This window comes from Methylobacterium planeticum, from assembly GCF_008806345.1.
Classification (GTDB): domain Bacteria; phylum Pseudomonadota; class Alphaproteobacteria; order Rhizobiales; family Beijerinckiaceae; genus Methylobacterium; species Methylobacterium planeticum.
This window is the reverse complement of the sequence record NZ_VZZJ01000010.1, coordinates 160884-178493: the sequence shown is the minus strand read 5'-3', so window position 1 is coordinate 178493 and position 17610 is coordinate 160884. Positions and strand designations below refer to the sequence as shown.

Below are 17610 nucleotides of genomic sequence, written 5' to 3'. Positions count from 1 at the left end.
CGCCGCGCGAGGGACCCGGAAAGGGCGATCCGGCTCACGGGCGAGCCGGCACGACGCCCTCGCCGCGGCCCGGCGCGCCCGGCCACTTGGAAATTTTCTCATTCGCCGGTGCGATCGGCGACGGCCGGCGGGTCCGGTCAGCCAAACACGGTTGTGGTCCTCATGACGAGCCTGTCGAACAGCCTCACCGCCGGCGCCGAGGCGACGCGCTTCGCACCCGCTCCCGCCGCGGTCGGCGGCGACGTGCCGGATTACTTCGCGCTGCTGAAGCCGCGCGTGATGGTGCTGGTGATCTTCACCGCCCTCGTGGGCATGGTGGTGTCGCACGGCCACGTGCAGCCGACGATCGCGGCGATCTCGCTCCTGATGATCGCGGTCGGCGCCGGCGCCTCCGGCTGCCTCAACATGTGGTGGGATGCCGATATCGACGCGGTGATGACGCGGACGGCGAAGCGGCCGATCCCGGACGGGCGCATCCAGCCGAACGAGGCGCTCGCCTTCGGCCTGACCCTCTCGGTCGGCTCGGTGCTGGTCCTCGGCCTCGCCGCGAACTGGCTCGCGGCGGGCCTCCTGGCCTTCACCATCGTGTTCTACGCCGTGATCTACTCGATGTGGCTGAAGCGGGCGACGCCGCAGAACATCGTGATCGGCGGTGCCGCCGGCGCCCTCCCCCCGGTCATCGGCCAGGCGGTCGTCTCGGGCAGCGTCGGCATCGAGTCGATCGTGCTGTTCCTGATCATCTTCATCTGGACGCCGCCGCATTTCTGGGCGCTGGCGCTGGTCAAGGCCGGCGAGTACGCGAAGGCCGGGATCCCGATGATGCCGAACGTGGCCGGCCCGCAATCGACCCGCCGCCAGATCGTCTACTACACCCTGCTGCTCGGCCCCCTCGGCCTCGCCCCGGTGGCCCTCGGCTTCGGCGGCCTGCTCTACGCCGTCATCGGCACCCTCGGGGGGCTCGGCATGCTGGCCTTCAGCATCCAGGTGTTCCGCAACCGCGAGGGCGAGCCCGAGAAGCGCGCCGCCATGGGCATGTTCGCCTTCTCGATCCTCTACCTGTTCCTGCTCTTCTCGGCGCTCCTCGCCGAGCAGGGCCTCGGCCTGTTCCGGCCCGTCATCGTCTGAGCATCATGCAGGACCCCAAGATCGCCTATCGTCCCCTGAGCCCGGAGGAGGAGCAGCGCCGCCGCAAGCGCTCCATCGCCATCGCCCTCGCCCTCGGCGCCATGGTGGTCCTGTTCTTCGTGCTCACCATCGCGAAGCTCGGGCCCCAGGTCCTCAACCGGCCGCTCTAGAGATCCATGACCGATCGCAAGACGCCCCCGAACCCGAACCGGACCGCCAACCGCACGGCCCTGGCCTGCGCCGGACTCGTCGTCGGCATGACCGGGCTCGCCTTCGCGTCGGTGCCGCTCTACGACGCCTTCTGCAAGGCCACGGGCTACGACGGCACGCCGCTGCAGGGGGCCGCCCCCTCGGCCGCGGCCGCCCGGACCGGCGACAGCATGGTGGTACATTTCGACACCAACGTCGCCTCGACCCTGCCCTGGAAGTTCCGGGCGGAGAGCCCGAGGGTCGCGGCCAATCTCGGGGAGACCACGACGGTGTTCTTCCGGGTGAGAAACACCGGCACCACGCCCTCCACCGGCATCGCGACCTTCAACGTGCAGCCCGGCCTGATGGGCGGCTACTTCGTCAAGGTCGAGTGCTTCTGCTTCAAGGAGCAGACGCTGCAGCCCGGCGAGGCCATGGACTTCCCGGTGGTGTTCTACATCGACCCCGCGGTGCGGGCCGATTCGAACACCAGTCACCTCAGCGAGATGACCCTGTCCTACACCTACTTCGCCTCGAAGAACGGCCAGCCCGCCGCCGCGGCGGTTGCGACAACGGGCGATACGGGCAAGAAGTCGAATTTCTGAGCGCGCGCGTGACAAGCCACCCGCGCGCACATAATGGGTTCAAGCTTGAGGGTTCGGCGCGTCCGGCCTTCGGGGTCACAAGAAATCAGGGCCGGTGCCGGGTGCGGCGAAGGGCCGGGGGTCGAGGAGAGACGTTCAGATGGCTGAGGCGCACGCCAAGAATCACGACTTCCACATTCTCAGCCCGAGCCCGTGGCCCCTGATCGGGGCCTTCTCGGGCTTCCTGATGGCCTTCGGCGCCGTCTTCTGGATGAAGAGCCTGTCGATCGGCAACCTCGCGGTCGGTCCCTACATCTTCGGCGCCGGCACCCTCGGCGTGCTCTACACCATGTTCTCGTGGTGGAAGGACGTCGTCCACGAGGCGAATTCGGGCGACCACACCCGCGTCGTGCAGCTGCACCACCGCTACGGCATGATGATGTTCATCGCCTCCGAGGTGATGTTCTTCGTCGCGTGGTTCTGGGCCTATTTCGAGGCCGCCCTCTACACCGCCGACCCGATCCAGGCGACGCGCGTGGACTTCACCGGCGGCACCTGGCCGCCGAAGGGCATCGAGGCCTTCGACCCCTGGCACCTGCCGCTCCTCAACACCCTGATCCTGCTCACCTCGGGCACCACCATCACCTGGGCGCACCACGCCCTGCTGCACGGCGACCGCAAGGGCCTCAAGTACGGCCTCTGGCTGACGATCATCCTCGGCGTCCTGTTCACCGCCTGCCAGGCCTACGAGTACCACCACGCCGCCTTCGGCTTCTCGGGCAGCATCTACTCGTCGACCTTCTTCATGGCGACGGGCTTCCACGGCGCCCATGTCATCATCGGCACCATCTTCCTGGCGGTCTGCCTGTTCCGCGCCTATGCGGGCCAGTTCACGCCCCAGCAGCATCTCGGCTTCGAGTTCGCCGCCTGGTACTGGCACTTCGTCGACGTGGTCTGGCTGTTCCTGTTCGCCGCGATCTACGTCTGGGGCTCGGGCGCCGGCCACGGCGCGCACTGACGGCTTGCCATCGACGACCGCCGCGCGCTGCGAGGGCGCGGGGACGGGATCAGGGCCCTGGAAGCCCGGGAGGGGCGGCGCGAGCCGCCCTTTTTCGTGGCGGCCCGGGCCCCGGCCTGGACCCGTGCCCGGAGCGACACGCGTGAACCGGATCCGGACCTTGCCCGCCCCCATCCCGACGGGCCCGAGCGGGCGCTGCCCCCGCTGCGGGGACGTGCATCGGTTCGCGGGCTTCCTCAGCCTCAGCCCGCTTGCGAGGCCTGCGGCCGCGACGATTCGGGCTTCGCCTCGGCGGACGGGCCGGCCTTCCTCGTGATGTCGATCGTCGGCCTCGTGGTGGCGGGCCTCGCCCTCTGGCTCGAGATCGCCTACGAGCCTCCCATGCGGGTTCACCGCGTGGCGGGTTCCCGCTCGATCGGGCTCGGCCTGCTCCTGGTCCGGCCGCCGAAGGGGCTGCTCATCGCCCTGCCATTCGCCAACAGGGCCGAGGAAGGACGCTGCGAGACGTGACCACGACGACGATCCGTGCAGGGGCCTGGCGCGATCTCCTGGCGCCCGGCCTCGCCGCCCTGGTGGCGCTGGCGATCCTCCTCGGCCTCGGGACCTGGCAGCTCGCGCGCAAGGGCGAGAAGGAGGCCCTGATCGCCCGGATCGTCGCCCGCTCCAAGGCCGCACCGGAGCCCCTCCCCGCCCCCGAGGCCTGGGACCCCGCCCGCGACGAGTTCCGGCACGTGCGCGTCGCCGGCACCTACCTCAACGACCAGGAGACCCTGGTTCACGGCCTCGCGGCCGGCGAGACGCCGGGTCGGGCGCTCCAGGGCTACTACGTCATCACGCCCCTCAGGCGGGACGGGGGCGGCCTCGTCCTGGTCAACCGCGGCTTCACCCCGACCGAGCTGAAGCGGCCGGAGGACCGCAGGGCCGGCCTCGTCGAGGGCCCGGCCACCGTCACCGGCATCCTGCGCGCGAGCGAGGCCCGCACCCTGTTCGTGCCCGCCCCCGACCCGGCCCGCGGCGAGTGGTTCAACCGCGACCTCGCGGGCATCGCGGCCGCGCGGGGCCTCGGCGAGGTGGCGCCCTACTTCGTCGAGGCGGATGCCGAGACGGGCTCGCAGGCCTGGCCCCGCGGCGGCCAGCTCCGGGTCGATTTGCCGAACAACCACATGCAGTACGCCTTCACGTGGTTCGGCATCGCCGCCTGCCTGATCGGCGTGTTCTCGGTCTTCGCCTGGCGCCGCCTCCACGAGGCGGCGCCGGGGCCGGCGGATCCGGAGGGAGCCAGGGAGGCGGCGCGGCGTTGAGGCGCCGTGCGCTTGCCGCCGGCCGGCCGCGCCTTACACTTCCGAGGTCACGTCCGCGGAGCTGATGCCCGATGCGCGCCGTCCTCGCCCTCCTGGCCCTCGTCGCCTGGGCCCTTCCGGCACGGGCCCTCGACGACCCGGCCCGGGAAGCCGCCCGGGCCGCCATCACCCGGCAGGTCGAGGCCCTCGGGCGCGACGACGCCGAGAGCGCCTTCGCGCTGGCGGCGCCCTCGATCCAGGCCCTGTTCCCGACCCCCGACGTCTTCATCGGCATGGTGCGCAGCAACTACACGCCGATCTACCGTCACCGCAGCTTCGTGTTCGGCGAGGCGCGCGAGACCGCCGAGAACGGCCTGTCGCAGGACGTCGCCATCCAGGACGCCTACGGGGTCGACTGGAGCGCCGCCTACAGCCTCGAGCGGCAGGCCGACGGCAGCTGGCGGATCACGGGGTGCCGCCTCTCGAAATCCCCCGGCACCAGCCTGTGACACCGGCTTCGACAGGCGCCCTTGCATCGTGTAGAGGGGGCGCCTTCCCCGGAGGCCCCTTTGCTGCACGTCTCGACCCGCGGCGCCGCCGCGCCGCTCTCGTTCTCCGACGCCCTCCTGGCCGGGCTCGCCCGCGACGGCGGCCTCTACGTCCCCGAGAGCTGGCCCCGGATCGCGCCTGAGGCGATCGCGGGGCTCGCCGGCAAGCGCTACGCCGACGCGGCGAAGCGCGTCCTGCGCCCGCTCATCGACGGCGAGATCGCGGATGCGGACCTCGACGCGATGATCGAAGCCTCCTACGCCACCTTCCGGCACCCGGCGGTCTGCCCGCTGACGCAGCTCGACGACAACCTGTTCCTGCTCGAGCTCTTCCACGGCCCGACGCTCGCCTTCAAGGACGTGGCGATGCAGCTCCTCGGGCGGCTGATGGACCACGTGCTGCGGGCCCGGGGCGCCCGCGCCACCATCGTGGGCGCGACGTCGGGCGACACCGGCAGCGCCGCGGTCGAGGCCTTCCGGGGCCTCGATCAGGTCGACGTCTTCATCCTGTTCCCGCACGGGCGGGTCTCGGAGGTGCAGCGTCGCCAGATGACGACGGTGGGCGCCGGGAACGTCCACGCCATCGCCATCGACGGCACCTTCGACGATTGCCAGAATATCGTCAAAGCCCTGTTCCAGCACGCGGACTTCGCCGATTCGGTGCGGCTCTCGGGCGTCAACTCGATCAACTGGGCCCGCGTCGCGGCCCAATCGGTCTACTACTTCACCAGCGCGGTCGCCCTCGGCAGCCCGCACCGCCCCGTCTCCTTCGCGGTGCCGACCGGCAATTTCGGCGACATCCTGGCCGGCTGGGTCGCCAAGCGCATGGGGCTGCCGATCGGGCGGCTGATGATCGGCACCAACGCCAACGACATCCTGGCCCGCACCCTGGAGCACGGCGCCTACGAGCTGCGCGGCGTGCAGCCGACCACCTCGCCCTCGATGGACATCCAGATCTCCTCGAATTTCGAGCGCCTGCTGTTCGAGGCGCTGGGCCGCGATTCCTCCGCCCTCGGCCGCCTCATGGCCGGGCTCAGGCAATCGGGCGGCTTCACCCTCGAGCCCGGCGTGCTGGAGAGCGTGCGGTCCGAGTTCGACGCCGCCGCCGTCCCCGAGCCCGACGTGATGGACGAGATTACCCGCACCCACGCGGCGACCGGCATCGTGCTCGATCCCCACAGCGCCATCGGGGTACGGGCCGGCCGGCACCTCCTGAGGAAGGACCCGGCGACGCCGGTGGTGGCGCTCGCCACCGCCCATCCCGCCAAGTTTCCCGACGCGGTCGCCACGGCGACGGGAGGCCACCGCCCCGCCCTGCCCCCGCACCTCGCCGACCTGATGGAGCGCGAGGAGCGCGTCTCCCGGGTGCCGAACGACCAAGCCGCGGTGGAGGGCTTCATCCGCGAGCGCGCCCGCATCACCCGGGGCGCCTGAGGCATGAACCGGCACTTCGACACCCACGGCGCCTCGCCGGACCTCAGGATCACGCGCCTCGAGAACGGCCTCACGGTCGCCACCGAGGCGATGCCCGGCGTCGCCACCGCGACCCTCGGGGTCTATGTCGGGGCGGGCTCCCGCCACGAGCGCGCCGACGAGAGCGGCCTCAGCCACCTCATCGAGCACATGGCGTTCAAGGGCACGGCGACGCGCTCGGCCCGGCGCATCGCCGAGGACATCGAGAATGTCGGCGGCGAGATCAACGCCGCGACCAGCGTCGAGAGCACGAGCTACACCGCCCGCGTCCTCGGCGAGGATGCGGGCATCGCCCTCGACGTGATCGGCGACATCCTGACCCGCTCCACCTTCGACGCCGGCGAGCTCGCCCGCGAGAAGGGCGTGATCCTGCAGGAATACGCCGCCGTCGAGGACACCCCGGACGACGTGGTCTACGACGCCTTCACGGAGGCCGCCTTCCCGGAGCAGCCGATCGGCCGTCCGATCCTCGGGCGTCCCGAGACGATCCAGAGCTTCGACCGCGCCGGGATCGAGGCCTACATCGCCCGCGAGTACACGCCGGACCGGATGGTGCTGGCCGCCGCCGGCGCCGTCGAGCACGAGGCGATCGTAGCGGCGGCCGAGCGGCATTTCGGCGGCATCCGGCCGGCGGCGGCGCCCGCGGCCGTGCCCGGCGCCTACGGGGGGGGCGAGCGGCGCCTGCAGCGCAAGCTCGAACAGGCGAACCTCGTCATCGGCCTGCCCGGCCTCTCCTTCCGGGACGACGGCTACTACGCCCTCCACATCTTCGCGCAGGTGCTGGGCGGCGGGCTGACCTCCCGGCTCTGGCACGAGGTGCGCGAGACCCGCGGCCTCGCCTACGAGATCCAGGCCTTCCACTGGCCCTTCTCGGATTGCGGCCTGTTCGGCATCGGCGCCGGCACCTCGGGGACCGACCTGCCCGAACTCGTCGACGTCACCCTCGCGGCGACGGTCAAGGCCGTCGAGGACGTCGACACGGTCGAGATCGCCCGCGCCAAGGCGCAGCTCAAGGTCGCCCTGCTCTCGGCCCTCGAGACCCCCGGCGGCCGGATCGAGCGCAACGCCCGCCAGCTCATGGCCTGGGGCCGCGTCATCCCCTCCGCGGAGGTGATCGCCAAGGTCGACGCCGTCACGGTCGAGGACGTGCGCGCGGCCGGGCGGACGCTGCTGACCGGAGCCCCGACCCTCGCGGCGATCGGGCCGATCCGCAAGCTCCCGAGCCTCGACCGGATCGCCGCGCAGCTGCGTGCCGCCTGAGCGGGGGCGCCGGCCCGGCTTGTTTTGGCCGCAAAGGCGCGCGATCGAAAATCCGCAGGTCACGGCAGGAAGCGGTGGGTGTCCCCCTGCGGCACGGGCACCGCGCCTTGTCCGCCGACGGGCCCGCCTCTACCAGAGCCCGGAACCTGAGCCGCCCTCGTCGCCGCCCGGCCGGAACCCACACCCGTTGCGCATCCTCGCCACCGTCCTCGCCGCCCTCTTCACGGCCCTGATCGGCACGCTGTGCAGCGGCGCGCCCGCGGGGGCGGTGGAGGCCGTGCGCGTCACCCTCGACGCGCCCGTGGTCGACCTGACCCCGATGATCGAGCGCTACCGCTCGGACGGGGACCTGATCCAGATCTCGACGGCGCCGGGCAAGGACGGCATCGTCCGCCGCATCGTGGTGAAGGCCCGCGATGCCGGCGCGCGCCCGGACTGGATGGTGTTCGCGCTGACGAACGACACCGACGAGCAGATCGACCGGCTCCTCGTCGCCCCGCATTTCCGCCTCGTCGGCTCCGGCGTGGTCTGGCCCGACCTCGGCGGCTCGCGCATCGCCGCCATCACGGCGAGCCAGGGCATCCGGCCCGAGCGCGACGAGAACCCGGAGGCCGACCAGTTCGTCATCACCCTGGATCCCGGCACGACCGTCACCTTCGTGGCGGAGCTGCGCGGCCCCAACGTCCCCCAGGTCTACCTCTGGGACCAGGAGGCCTACCGCAAGAAATCGACCGGCCTGACTCTCTACAAGGGCATCATCATCGGCATCGCAGGGCTCCTCGCCCTGTTCCTGACGATCATCTTCGTGGTCAAGGGCGCGATCATCTTCCCGGCGGCGGCGGCGCTGGCCTGGTCGGTGCTGGCCTATGCCTGCATCGATTTCGGCTTCCTGCAGCGGGTCTTCCCCGTCACCGAGGTGGCCGAGCGGGTCTACCGGGCCTCCGCGGAGGCGATCCTCGGCGCGACCCTCCTGGTCTTCCTGTTCGCCTACCTGAACCTGTCGCGCTGGCACGTGCGCTACAGCCACGTCGCCTTCTTCTGGCTGGCGTTCCTGGCGGGCCTCGTCGGCCTCGCGGTGTTCGATCCGCCCGTGGCGGCGGGCGTCGCCCGCATCTCGATCGCCGCGGTGGCGGGCGTCGGCCTGCTCCTCATCGTCTATCTCGCGGCCCATAACGGCTACGACCGCGCCATCCTGCTGGTGCCGACCTGGGCGCTGCTGCTGGTCTGGGTGGTGGCGGCGGGCTTCGCCATCACGGGCCAGATCGGCTCGGACCTCGTGCAGCCGGCGCTCATCGGCGGCCTCGTCCTCATCGTCATGCTGATCGGGTTCACGGTGATGCAGCACGCCTTCGCGGGCGGCGGCCTCACCCATGCCCTCGTGTCGGACACCGAGCGCCGGGCGCTGGCGCTGACGGGGGCGGGCGACGTGGTGTTCGACTGGGACGTGCCCGGCGACCGGGTCTTCGCCGGCCAGGAGATCGAGGGCCAGCTCGGCCTGAAGCGCGGCGCCCTCGAGGGCCCGGCCGCCAACTGGCTCGGTCTGCTCCATCCCTTCGACGTCGAGCGCTACTCGGCCGCCCTCGACACGGTGATCGAGGAGCGGCGCGGGCGCATCGTCCACGATTTCCGCCTCCGCTCCGCCTCCGGCCCCTATTACTGGTACCGCCTCAAGGCCCGGCCGGTGATCGGCTCGGACGGCGAGGTCATCCGCATCGTCGGCACCATCGCGGACGTCACCGAGGTGAAGACCGCCGAGGAGAGGCTCCTGCACGACGCCGTGCACGACAGCCTGACGGGCCTGCCGAACCGCGAGCTGTTCGGCGACCGCCTCGATGCGGCCATCGCCTTCGCGAGCCAGGACGCCCGGCTGAAGCCCACCGTGATCGTCCTCGACATCGACCGGTTCAAGGGCATCAACGACGCGATCGGGCTCTCGGCCGGCGACTCGATCCTCCTCACCCTGTCGCGCCGCCTCGGCCGCCTCCTGCGCCCGCAGGACACCCTGGCGCGCGTGGCCGGCGACGAGTTCGCGGTGATCCTCGTCTCCGAGCGCGATCCCGACCGCATCCTCGCCTTCGCGGAGATGATCCGCCGCGCCATCGCGACGCCGATCACCTACGCGGACCGGGAGATCTTCCTCACGGTCTCGATCGGCCTCGCCCTCTACGAGACCGGGGCTGCGCTGAAGCGCGACGAGGTGTTCAAGGCGGCCGAGCTCGCCATGATCCAGGCCAAGCGCGGCGGCGGCGACCGGATCGAGGTGTTCCGCGCCAACATGCGCAACGAGCGCTCCGACAAGCTGATGCTGGAGAGCGACCTTCGCCGCTCGCTCGAACGCAACGAGATCAAGGTCCTGTTCCAGCCGATCGTCCGCCTCGAGGACCGCACGGTGGCGGGCTTCGAGGCGCTGCTGCGCTGGGACCATCCGAAGCTCGGGCGCATCCCGCCCTCGACCTTCATCCCGATCGCCGAGGAATGCGGCTTCATCGTCAATCTCGGGATCTTCGCCCTCGAGCGCACGGCGCTCGAGCTCGCGGCCTGGCAGCGCTCCCTCGACGTCGAGCCGCCGATCTTCGCCTCGGTCAACGTCTCCTCGCGCCAGCTCCTGCGCCACGACCTCCTGCACGACGTGAAGACGGTGCTGGCGCGCTCGGGCGTGCTGCCGGGCTCGCTCAAGCTCGAGCTCACCGAGAGCCTCGTGATGGAGAACCCCGAATATGCCGCCCAGATGCTGACCCGCATCCACGACCTCGGCGCCGGGCTGTCCCTCGACGATTTCGGGACGGGCTACTCGGCCCTGTCCTACCTGCAGCGCTTCCCCTTCGACACGATCAAGATCGACCAGTCCTTCGTGCGCCAGATCGCGACGGGCAAGACCGCGATCCTGCGCTCGATCGTCCGGATGGCGCACGAGCTCGGCCTCGCCATCGTGGCGGAGGGCGCCGAATCGGAGGCCGATGCGCAGGCCCTGGCGGAGCTCGGCTGCGAGTACGCGCAGGGCTACGCGTTCGGCGAGCCCATGTCGATGCTGCAGGCCCGCCAGCTCGTCGGCGCGGCGCCGGAAGCCGCCTGAGCCGCAGGCTCGAACAGGGCCGCCAGCGCCGCCGCGAGGCCGCGCGGATCCACGGGCTTGCGCTGGACCGGCAGGTCCGGCCACATCAGCCGCATGGCGCGGGGCAGCACGCCGGCGGTGCAGACGAGGATCGGCACGCCCGCCGCCTTGAGCCGCTCGGCCGTCGGGGTGGCTTCGCCGTCCGCGAGGTTGAGGTCGAGGAGGGCCGCGTCGATGGGGGCGCCCTCGATCAGCCGGATCGCGTCGCGGTTGCTGCGCGCCGGTCCGACGACGCGCCCGTTCGCGTCCTCCACGATGTCCATCAGCTCCATGGCGATGAGGCTCTCGTCCTCGACGATGAGGATGCGCCGACCGCTCAACATCGGTCCCTCCGAGGCACGGGTGCATGCGCGGCGGAGGACGCCGCGTCCGCGGCACGTGTCGGGGCGGGGCCGGGTCGACCCGGCTGGCACCGCGCCGCGCGAGGGGTGCCGGCGGATCAGGATGCGGCCGCCGCCGGGGCGCGTCAACTCGCGGGGCCCCGCCGCCGGGGCGCGCCGGGACAATGAAATTCGCGTTCGCTCCGGGAACCCGGCCGGCGATCCGAAGAGGTTCCGGGAGCCGGCATTTAAACCTCCCTTAACCATACGCCTGCAAGGATCTGTGCGCGGTCCGGTTGTGCCTCTCGGCACGGTTCATGACCGTCGAGGAGAGGCGTGATGGCCGAGTCGGCGCGGCGGGTTCGTGATGGGGGTGGTTCGGATGTCGTGCGTCGGCTGATCGCCCGTCCGATCCGGATCGATGTCACCCGCCCGAGCGCCCCGGCGCCGGTCTACGAGGCCGAGCCCGACGAGGACGAGGGCGAGGCCGAGAATGCCGACCTCGCCCGCCTGCGCGGCGAGATGCTGGTGATGAAGGCCGTGCTGCAGGCGGAGCGCCAGGAGAGCGCGCATCTGCGGGCCCAGGTCCGCAGCGTCGCGGAGGCCGAGCCGCTGACCCCGGAGGCCCGCGCCGTGCGCGACCGCTGGTCTAGCCTCGTCGACCGCCTGCTGCTCGCGCCGCGCTGACCGGCATCCTCCGCTCCAATCCCGGGAGACGGCCATGAGCGCCCGCTGCTCACTCGTCGTCAACGGCAAGTCCGTGCGCATCTCCACCGGCGACACGCCGCTCGAGGCCGCCCTTGCCGAAGGCATGATCGCACCGACGCCGGGGCTGCACGGCGCCGGCCTCCTCGGCCAGGCCGCCGGCCCCGCCGCGCGCCGGGCGCAGGCGCGCAGCCACCGCGCCGAATCCGTCAAGCTGCCGCTGCCGCGCCCGCAGCCCCCCGTCAGCCTGCCCGAGATGCGCCCGGCCGCCGCCGTGAAGCGCACCGGGACGGTGACGGACATCCGCCAGCTCGCCCCGCACGTGACCGAGCTCGTCGTCACGGTCACGCGCCGCCTGCCGCTCGAGCCCGGTCACCAGGTGGTCCTGACGCTGCCGGGCTTCCCCGCCCTCACCCTCAGCCCGACGCTCCGGGTCGACGGGTCGGCGGAGCTGAACGAGCTTGTGTTCCACCTGACCAACGATCCGGAGGCGCCGGGCCTCGCCGCCGCGCTCGGGGCGGCGGTCCGGCTCGGCGCCCCCGTGAAGGTGAGGGGCCCGGTCGGGCGGGCGCATTACCGGCCCGGCGGCGGCCGCCTCCTGCTGGTCTCGGCCGGAACCGGCTTCGCGCCGATCTGGTCGATCGCCCGGGCCGCCCGCTACATCGAGCCCGCCCGCGACATGGCGGTGCTCGTCGGCACCCGCGATCCCCTCGACCTCTACATGCGCCCGGCCCTCGACTGGCTGCGCGCCACCGGAATCGGCCGGATCACCCTCGTGGCCGACCGCAGCCGCCAGCGCCCGCCCGACGTGCGTCCGGGCCCCCTCACCGCCCACCTGCCGCCGCTGCGCACCACCGACGTGGTGCACGTGGCCGGCTGCGCCTCGGCGGTCGGTGCCGTCGAGGTCCTGGCCGCCGCCGCCGGGGCGCGCTGCTACGCGGTTCCCTTCCTCGACCCCTGAGCGTCGATTCCCCTCCGGACCGTCCTCGGTCCGGACCCCGATCTCGATCGACCGCATGCGGCACGTCCGTGCCGGCTTTCGAGGCTCGCTGGGGAGACGAATACGCATAACGGTCGCTCTGCGGCCGATTGCATGCGGTGCTCGTCGGAGATCCTCAGGTCTTGATCGGTACGATGCGCGCGACGGTCCTGAAGCCCCGCACAAGGCGTGACCGATGGCTCGGTCTATGCCTCCGAATACCGCGCAGCCTGCGGCGATCCGGCCATCGCCAAGCTGATCAAGACGGCGCGCCGGCCCGCCGGCCTGCTTCTCGGGCTCGCATGCAGCCTGAACCCCCGGAAGCAGGCCCTTCGCCGAGGCGCCGCCTGCGTCGCGGCCCCGCGGGGGCGGGGCCGCCGGGTCGGCCGCTCAGGCGACCCGCACCCGCCAGATCTCCTGCGCGTATTCCCGCATCGAGCGGTCGGAGGAGAACCAGGCCATGCGGGCGGTGTTGAGGATCGCCCTGCGCCACCACGCCGCCGGATGCGTCCAGGCCGCGTCGATCTCGCGCTGCGCCCGCCAGTAATCCTCGAAGTCGACGGTGAGGAGGTACTGGTCGCGGTGGCGCAGGTCGTCGGTCAGCGGCCGGAACCGGTTCGGCTCCTCCGGCGAGAACCGGCCCGAGGCGATCATGTCGAGGGCAGCGGCGAGGCGCGGCGAGGCCAGGATCGCGTCGCGCGCGAAGCTCGGCTCGGCCATCCGGGCCTGCACCCCGGCCGCGTCGAGGCCGAAGATGAAGATGTTCTCGGGGCCGACATGCTCGCGGATCTCGATATTGGCGCCGTCGAGGGTGCCGACCGTGAGCGCGCCGTTGAGGGCGAACTTCATGTTGCCGGTGCCCGAGGCCTCCATGCCGGCGGTCGAGATCTGCTCCGACAGGTCGGCGGCCGGGATGATCGCCTCGGCGAGGCTCACCGAGTAATTCGGCAGGAACACCACCTTGAGGCGGCCGGCGACCTCGGGATCGTCGTTGACGGCCTTGGCCACGTCGCAGGCGAGCTTGATGATGAGCTTGGCCTGGGCGTAGCTCGGCGCCGCCTTGCCGCCGAAGATCTTGACCCGCGGCGTCCAGTCCTTGTGCGGCTCGGCCTTGATGGCCTGATAGAGCGCCACCGTCTCGATCACGTTGAGGAGCTGGCGCTTGTATTCGTGGATGCGCTTGATCTGAACGTCGAACAGGGCCGACGGGTCGATGTCGATGCCCGTGCGGTCGGCCACGATCTCCGCGAGGGCCTCCTTGCGGGCGCGCCGCATCGCGGCGTAGCGCTTCACGAAGGCGGTGTCCTCCGCGAAGGCCTCGAGCCCGCGCAGGGCCTCGGGCTCGTCGAGCACCCGCTCGCCCACCGCCTCGACGGCGAGGCGCGTCAGCTCGGGATTGGCGTTGTGCAGCCAGCGCCGGAAGGTGATGCCGTTCGTCTTGTTGACGATCTTGTCGGGGTCGAGGGCGTGCAGGTCCTTGAACACCGTCGAGCGCATCAGGTCGGTGTGGAGCGCCGAGACGCCGTTGACGCGGCGCGCCCCGTGGAAGGCGAGGTGGCCCATGCGGACGCGGCGCCCGTGGCTCTCGTCGATGAGCGAGACCGTGGCGAGGTGGGCGGCGTCGTGCCGGCCGTGCTTGCCCTGCTCCTCGAGATGCATCCAGTTGATCAGGTAGATGATCTGCATGTGGCGCGGCAGCAGCCGCTCCATCAGCTCGACCGGCCAGGTCTCCAGCGCCTCGGGCAGGAGGGTGTGGTTGGTGTAGTTCAGGGTGTTGGTGGTGACGTGCCAGGCGTCCTCCCAGGTCAGCTGGTGCTCCTCGAGCAGGAGGCGCATCAGCTCCGGCACCGCGATGGCCGGATGGGTGTCGTTGAGCTGGATCGCCGCGTGGTCGTGCAGCGAGCGCACGTCGCCCCGCTCCGCCACGTGGCGGCGGATCAGGTCCTGCAGCGAGGCGGAGGTGAAGAAGTATTCCTGGCGCAGGCGCAATTCCTGGCCGGCGGTGGAGGAATCGCTCGGGTAGAGCACCCGCGAGATCGCCTCGGCGCGCGCCCGGCCCGAGACCGCGCCGACATGGTCGCCGCCGTTGAACTGGGCCAGCTCGATCGGCGCCTCGGCCTCGGCCTTCCACAGGCGCAGGGTGTTCACGTGGCGCCCGCGCCAGCCGACGACGGGCACGTCGTGGGCCACCGCCAGCACGGTCTCGGCCGGCTGCCAGTGGCGCCGGATGACGCCCTCCGACACGGCCGACATGGTGACGCTGCCGCCGAAGCCGATGGCGTAGGTCGCCTCGGGCCGCACGAATTCCCAGGGGTTGCCCTCGGAAAGCCAGGTCTCGGGCGCCTCGCGCTGCCAGCCGTCGTCGAGGGATTGCCGGAACAGGCCGTGATCGTAGCGGATGCCGTAGCCGATCGCCGGGATCGACAGGCTCGCCATGCTCTCCATGAAGCAGGCGGCGAGGCGCCCGAGGCCGCCATTGCCGAGGGCCGCGTCCGGCTCGGCGCCCTCGACCGTGCCGAGCTCGACGCCGAGGTCGCGCAGGGCCGCGCGCGTGGTCTCGACGAGCCCGAGATTGTTCATGGCGTCGGACAGGAGCCGGCCGATCAGGAACTCGAGGGAGAGATAGTAGACCCGCTTGTTCGGGATCGCCTGGTCGCCCGCCATGCAGGCCTCCACGATCCGGTCGCGCAGGGCGAGGGCGGTGGCGGCGAACCAGTCGCGCTCGCGGGCGGACGCGGGGGTCTTGCCGACCACGAAGGCGAGCTTGCCGAGGATCGCCTCGCGCAGGTCCGCCACGGCGTCGCCGGTGGAGGCCCGGGCCGGCGCGCTCCAGCTCTCCTTCGCCTTGGCGTCCTGGCGGCGCCGATGACCGCTGCTCGGCTTGTGGCTCATCTTCCCGGCGGCTTCCAGAATCTCGTTCAGCACGTGCAAACCCCCATCTTCGCCGCCGAAGCGCCAACGGTCACCCGGATCCTGCTCCGCTTCTGTCGGCGGAGATCCGTCCCGGGACCCGGAATCGGGTATCGTGTGTCCAAGCGGCGGTCTTGTCGAGACGTCGGCTGCGTCTGCATCGAAGCGTGCAAGCGCTGTGCCCGGTCCCTGTGTCGTCCCGGACACATCCCGCATCGTCGCACCCAAACCCGGCCTGAATTTGACCCGAGACCCTTGAAGATAAACTGAACAGGGCAACCTCCCGCGGGCGCCGCCCGGGCCGGCGCATGCGGGCGAGGAGTGACGCATGGCCGATGTTGCTGGCGAGGACAGCGCCGCGGACGCCGCCCGCCCGACCGCCCTGAGCGGCTCGGCCTCCCGCGCGGTCCCCGACCGGACCGTCTGGTGGAAGCGCGGCACCGTCTACCAGGTCTATCCGCGCTCGTTCCAGGACACGGACGGGGACGGCGTCGGCGACCTCAAGGGCATCACCCGCCGCCTCGACTACCTCGCCTGGCTCGGGGTCGACGCGGTCTGGATCTCGCCGATCTACCCCTCGCCCATGGCGGATTTCGGCTACGACGTGGCCGATTACTGCGGCATCGATCCGCTCTTCGGCACCCTCGCGGATTTCGACGAGCTCGTGGCCGAGGCCCACCGGCACAAGCTCAAGGTCATCCTCGACTTCGTGCCAAACCACAGCTCGATCGCCCATCCCTGGTTCCGCGAGAGCCGGTCCTCCCGCGAGAACCCGCGCCGGGACTGGTACATCTGGCGCGACCCGGCCCGGGACGGGGGGCCGCCGAACAACTGGCTCAGCAATTTCGGCGGGCCGGCCTGGACCCGCGACGAGGCCACCGGCCAGTACTATTACCACGCCTTCCTGCCCGAGCAGCCGGACCTGAACTGGCGCAACCCCGCCGTGCGGGCCGCGATGCACGACGTGCTGCGCTTCTGGCTCGACCGCGGCGTCGACGGATTCCGCGTCGACGTGATCTGGCACCTGATCAAGGACGAGGGCTTCCGCGACAATCCGGAGAACCCGGACTTCCAGCCCCATCTCCCCGAGATCAACCGCTTCACGCAGGTCTACTCGGCCGACCGGCCGGAGGTGCTCGCGGTCATCGCGCAGATGCGCCGCGTGCTCGACGCGTACGACGACCGGGTCCTGATCGGCGAGATCTACCTGCCGATCGAGCGGCTCGTGGCCTATTACGGGGCGGATCTCGACGCGGCCGACCTGCCCTTCAACTTCCAGCTGATCCAGACCCCCTGGCGCGCCGACGCGGTGGCGGAGCTCGTCGAGAACTACGAGGCGGCCCTGCCCCCGGGCGGCTGGCCGAACTGGGTGCTGGGCAACCACGACCAGCCCCGCATCGCCGCCCGGATCGGCGCTGCGCAGGCGCGCATCGCCGCGATGCTGCTGCTCACGCTGCGGGGCACCCCGACCCTGTATTACGGCGACGAGATCGGCCTCGACCACGTCGTGATCCCGCCCGAGCGTGTGCAGGACCCCTGGGAGCGCAACGAGCCCGGCCACGGCCGCGATCCCGAGCGCACACCGATGCAGTGGGAGCCCGGCCCCTTCGCGGGGTTCTCGACGGTGGAGTCCTGGCTCCCCCTCTCGGCCGACGCCGCGGCCCGCAACGTCGACGCGCTGTGCGACGTGCCGGACTCGATCCTGACGCTCTACCGGCGCCTGCTCGGCCTGCGCCGTGAGCATGCTGCGCTCGCGATAGGCGGCTACCGCACCGTCCCGACCGGGCCCGAGGCGATCTTCGCCTACGAGCGGACCCACGAGGGCACCCGGATCCGGGTCATCCTCAATTTCGGAAACGCGCCGCAGGCGCTCGCCCTGCCCGAGGGCAGCGCCTGGACGGTGCTGCTCTCGAGCGCGGCCGGCCGGACCGGCGAGCGGGCCGCGGGCCAGATCCCGGTGGCGGGGGCCGAAGGGCTGATCCTGCTCCAAACCTGATCACCGGCCTTGCCGCGACGGAATTCTTACTGCATTGCGGTACGGCGAAACCGAAGTTTAACCCTAACCGTGGCCTGACTTGTGCATCGCAGCGGAACCGGCGATGCGCGA

Annotated in this window: 14 protein-coding genes and 1 pseudogene; 13 read left to right on the top strand and 2 right to left on the bottom strand. The window is 71.3% G+C overall.

Features of this window, described 5'->3' with window-relative positions:
* The first annotated feature begins 162 nt into the window (after positions 1–162).
* The 10 genes and pseudogenes from F6X51_RS13965 to F6X51_RS13925 all read left to right on the top strand — a co-directional run bounded on the left by F6X51_RS13965 (position 163) and on the right by F6X51_RS13925 (position 10550).
* Entirely contained in the window at positions 163–1125 is a 963-nt protein-coding gene (locus F6X51_RS13965) for a heme o synthase (protein WP_150964264.1), read from the top strand.
* 5 nt (positions 1126–1130) lie between these two features.
* A complete protein-coding gene (locus F6X51_RS27925; protein ID WP_191970121.1) occupies positions 1131–1295 on the top strand; it encodes a DUF485 domain-containing protein in 165 nt (54 codons plus the stop codon).
* A gap of 6 nt (positions 1296–1301) precedes the next feature.
* Positions 1302–1919, top strand: coding sequence for a cytochrome c oxidase assembly protein (locus F6X51_RS13960; RefSeq protein ID WP_150964263.1), 618 nt, complete (start codon positions 1302–1304; stop codon positions 1917–1919).
* Positions 1920–2058: 139 nt separating this feature from the next.
* Positions 2059–2916 (top strand): cytochrome c oxidase subunit 3, encoded by an 858-nt coding sequence (locus F6X51_RS13955; protein ID WP_150964262.1) that lies wholly within the window; start codon positions 2059–2061, stop codon positions 2914–2916.
* 142 nt (positions 2917–3058) lie between these two features.
* Positions 3059–3426, top strand: a pseudogene (locus F6X51_RS13950) (DUF983 domain-containing protein).
* On the top strand, positions 3423–4217 hold the full coding sequence (locus tag F6X51_RS13945) for an SURF1 family protein (protein ID WP_150964261.1): 795 nt from the start codon (positions 3423–3425) through the stop codon (positions 4215–4217). The pseudogene F6X51_RS13950 and the gene F6X51_RS13945 overlap by 4 nt, the downstream one beginning before the upstream one ends.
* A gap of 71 nt (positions 4218–4288) precedes the next feature.
* A complete protein-coding gene (locus F6X51_RS13940) occupies positions 4289–4705 on the top strand; it encodes a DUF4864 domain-containing protein (RefSeq protein ID WP_150964259.1) in 417 nt (138 codons plus the stop codon).
* Between the two features lie 60 nt (positions 4706–4765).
* Positions 4766–6178, top strand: a complete 1413-nt coding sequence (gene thrC, locus F6X51_RS13935; RefSeq protein WP_150964258.1) for a threonine synthase — start codon at positions 4766–4768, stop codon at positions 6176–6178.
* A gap of 3 nt (positions 6179–6181) precedes the next feature.
* Positions 6182–7477, top strand: a complete 1296-nt coding sequence (locus tag F6X51_RS13930) for a M16 family metallopeptidase (protein WP_150964257.1) — start codon at positions 6182–6184, stop codon at positions 7475–7477.
* A 187-nt stretch (positions 7478–7664) separates the two neighbouring features.
* Positions 7665–10550, top strand: a complete 2886-nt coding sequence (locus F6X51_RS13925) for an EAL domain-containing protein (protein ID WP_150964256.1) — start codon at positions 7665–7667, stop codon at positions 10548–10550.
* Here F6X51_RS13925 and F6X51_RS13920 read toward each other — a convergent pair.
* On the bottom strand, positions 10478–10912 hold the full coding sequence (locus tag F6X51_RS13920; protein ID WP_150964255.1) for a response regulator: 435 nt from the start codon (positions 10910–10912) through the stop codon (positions 10478–10480). The genes F6X51_RS13925 and F6X51_RS13920 overlap by 73 nt on opposite strands.
* Positions 10913–11248: 336 nt before the next feature.
* Between F6X51_RS13920 and F6X51_RS13915 the strand changes: the two genes are divergently transcribed.
* Both F6X51_RS13915 and F6X51_RS13910 read left to right on the top strand, forming a co-directional pair.
* Positions 11249–11596: a hypothetical protein gene (locus F6X51_RS13915; protein WP_150964254.1), complete on the top strand. Its 348-nt coding sequence runs from the start codon at positions 11249–11251 to the stop codon at positions 11594–11596.
* A gap of 34 nt (positions 11597–11630) precedes the next feature.
* Positions 11631–12575, top strand: coding sequence for a ferredoxin reductase domain-containing protein (locus F6X51_RS13910; protein WP_150964253.1), 945 nt, complete (start codon positions 11631–11633; stop codon positions 12573–12575).
* A gap of 408 nt (positions 12576–12983) precedes the next feature.
* Here the strand turns inward: F6X51_RS13910 and F6X51_RS13905 are convergent, their stop codons facing one another.
* Entirely contained in the window at positions 12984–15485 is a 2502-nt protein-coding gene (locus F6X51_RS13905; protein WP_150964291.1) for a glycogen/starch/alpha-glucan phosphorylase, read from the bottom strand.
* 346 nt (positions 15486–15831) lie between these two features.
* Here F6X51_RS13905 and F6X51_RS13900 point away from each other — a divergent pair, with 346 nt between their 5' ends.
* Positions 15832–17499, top strand: coding sequence for an alpha-amylase family glycosyl hydrolase (locus tag F6X51_RS13900; RefSeq protein WP_150964252.1), 1668 nt, complete (start codon positions 15832–15834; stop codon positions 17497–17499).
* The last annotated feature ends 111 nt before the right edge of the window (positions 17500–17610 follow it).

Excerpts from the sequence above, each read along its gene's own strand:
- F6X51_RS13915 (WP_150964254.1), top strand. The coding sequence starts at position 11,249 with ATGGCCGAGTCGGCGCGGCGGGTTCGTGATGGGGGTGGTTCGGATGTC.
- F6X51_RS13905 (WP_150964291.1), bottom strand. The coding sequence starts at position 15,485 with ATGAGCCACAAGCCGAGCAGCGGTCATCGGCGCCGCCAGGACGCCAAG.
- F6X51_RS13900 (WP_150964252.1), top strand. The coding sequence starts at position 15,832 with ATGGCCGATGTTGCTGGCGAGGACAGCGCCGCGGACGCCGCCCGCCCG.
- F6X51_RS13910 (WP_150964253.1), top strand. The coding sequence starts at position 11,631 with ATGAGCGCCCGCTGCTCACTCGTCGTCAACGGCAAGTCCGTGCGCATC.
- F6X51_RS13940 (WP_150964259.1), top strand. The coding sequence starts at position 4,289 with ATGCGCGCCGTCCTCGCCCTCCTGGCCCTCGTCGCCTGGGCCCTTCCG.
- F6X51_RS13960 (WP_150964263.1), top strand. The coding sequence starts at position 1,302 with ATGACCGATCGCAAGACGCCCCCGAACCCGAACCGGACCGCCAACCGC.
- F6X51_RS13965 (WP_150964264.1), top strand. The coding sequence starts at position 163 with ATGACGAGCCTGTCGAACAGCCTCACCGCCGGCGCCGAGGCGACGCGC.
- F6X51_RS27925 (WP_191970121.1), top strand. The coding sequence starts at position 1,131 with ATGCAGGACCCCAAGATCGCCTATCGTCCCCTGAGCCCGGAGGAGGAG.
- F6X51_RS13930 (WP_150964257.1), top strand. The coding sequence starts at position 6,182 with ATGAACCGGCACTTCGACACCCACGGCGCCTCGCCGGACCTCAGGATC.
- F6X51_RS13955 (WP_150964262.1), top strand. The coding sequence starts at position 2,059 with ATGGCTGAGGCGCACGCCAAGAATCACGACTTCCACATTCTCAGCCCG.
- F6X51_RS13920 (WP_150964255.1), bottom strand. The coding sequence starts at position 10,912 with ATGTTGAGCGGTCGGCGCATCCTCATCGTCGAGGACGAGAGCCTCATC.